Source organism: Acinetobacter sp. LMB-5 (assembly GCF_001541635.1).
Lineage (GTDB): Bacteria > Pseudomonadota > Gammaproteobacteria > Pseudomonadales > Moraxellaceae > Acinetobacter > Acinetobacter pittii.
In genome coordinates this window covers 1-329 of the sequence record NZ_LRDR01000115.1, presented here as the reverse complement: position 1 = coordinate 329, position 329 = coordinate 1, and the positions used below count along the sequence as shown (strand labels likewise).

1 protein-coding gene is annotated in these 329 nt (G+C 44.7%); it reads left to right on the top strand.

All coding sequences use genetic code 11. The features are described 5' to 3' along the window. Positions 1-329, top strand: a 329-nt coding sequence (locus tag AW165_RS18760) for a DUF4158 domain-containing protein (RefSeq protein WP_155859673.1), incomplete at both ends; no start/stop codon positions are given.

The window sequence follows — 329 nt, the reverse complement described above, 5'->3', positions numbered from 1 at the left end:
TCAGCTTCCTTAGCGACCAAGATATCAGTTTGATAAACAAGCATCGTAAATCAGAAAACCGATTTGGCTTTGCTATCATGCTTTGTTACTTGCGTGGGCCTGGGTTTCTTCCTGATACTCAGCACCCTCCCCATGGGGGCATTGCATCTAGAGTTTCGATGAGACTGTCCTTGTCTTCTGACCTTTGGGGGAAATACGCAGAAAGAGAAGAAACTCGCTGGGAACATTTAGCAGAGCTATATCGTTATCTCGGTTTGAATCCCTTTAACAAGCAGAGAAAACAGGATTGTATCAATCATCTTCTACCCCACGCAATGCGAACAGAACGT